The following is a 1,186-nucleotide window of genomic DNA, read 5'->3' on the forward strand; positions in this document are numbered from 1 at the left end:
AGCCTTTCGATTACTCGATGATTTTGGAGACGACGCCGGCGCCGACGGTGCGGCCGCCTTCACGGATAGCGAAGCGGAGCTTCTCTTCCATGGCGATCGGCGCGATCAGCTCGACTTCGAACTTCAGGTTGTCGCCCGGCATCACCATCTCGGTGCCTTCCGGCAGCTTGACGGTCCCGGTCACGTCCGTGGTCCGGAAGTAGAACTGCGGGCGGTAGTTCGCGAAGAACGGCGTGTGACGGCCACCTTCCTCCTTGGTGAGGATGTAGGCTTCCGCCTCGAACTTCGTGTGCGGCTTCACCGAGCCGGGCTTGCAGAGCACCTGGCCCCGCTCCACGCCTTCCCGGTCAACGCCGCGCAGCAGCGCGCCGATGTTGTCGCCGGCTTCCCCGCGGTCCAGCAGCTTGCGGAACATCTCCACGCCCGTGCAGGTCGATTTCTTCGTCGGGCGGATGCCCACGATCTCGACCTCGTCGCCGACGTTGATCACGCCGCGCTCGACACGACCCGTCACAACCGTCCCGCGGCCGGAGATCGAGAACACGTCCTCGATCGGCATCAGGAACGGCTGGTCAACCGCACGCTCCGGCGTCGGGATGTAGCTGTCCACCGCTTCGAGCAGCGCGCGGATCGAATCCTCGCCGATCTCCTTGTCCCGACCTTCCAGAGCCGCAAGAGCCGAGCCCTTCACGATCGGAATGTCGTCGCCCGGATATTCGTAGGACGACAGAAGCTCGCGCACTTCCATCTCCACGAGCTCCAGAAGCTCCGCGTCATCGACCTGGTCCACCTTGTTCAGGTACACGACCATGTACGGAATGCCCACCTGACGGCCGAGCAGAATGTGCTCCCGCGTCTGCGGCATCGGGCCGTCCGCCGCGTTCACCACAAGGATCGCGCCGTCCATCTGCGCCGCACCCGTGATCATGTTCTTCACATAGTCCGCGTGACCGGGGCAGTCGACATGCGCGTAGTGACGCGATTCCGTCTCGTATTCCACATGCGCGGTCGAGATCGTGATCCCCCGCGCCTTCTCTTCCGGCGCCGCGTCGATCTGGTCATAGGCCTTGAAGTCGCCGAAATACTTCGTGATCGCCGCCGTCAGCGTCGTCTTCCCGTGGTCAACGTGGCCAATCGTCCCAATGTTGACGTGCGGTTTCGTCCGTTCAAACTTTGCCTTTGCCAT

The 1,186-nt window shown here is 63.2% G+C and carries 1 protein-coding gene; it reads right to left on the minus strand.

Features of this window, described 5'->3' with window-relative positions:
- Nucleotides 1-10 precede the first annotated feature (10 nt).
- On the minus strand, nucleotides 11-1,186 hold a 1,176-nt coding region (gene tuf, locus CN97_RS19665), incomplete at its 5' end, for an elongation factor Tu (protein WP_035715313.1).

This window comes from Haematobacter massiliensis (genome assembly GCF_000740795.1).
Classification (GTDB): Bacteria; Pseudomonadota; Alphaproteobacteria; order Rhodobacterales; family Rhodobacteraceae; genus Haematobacter; species Haematobacter massiliensis.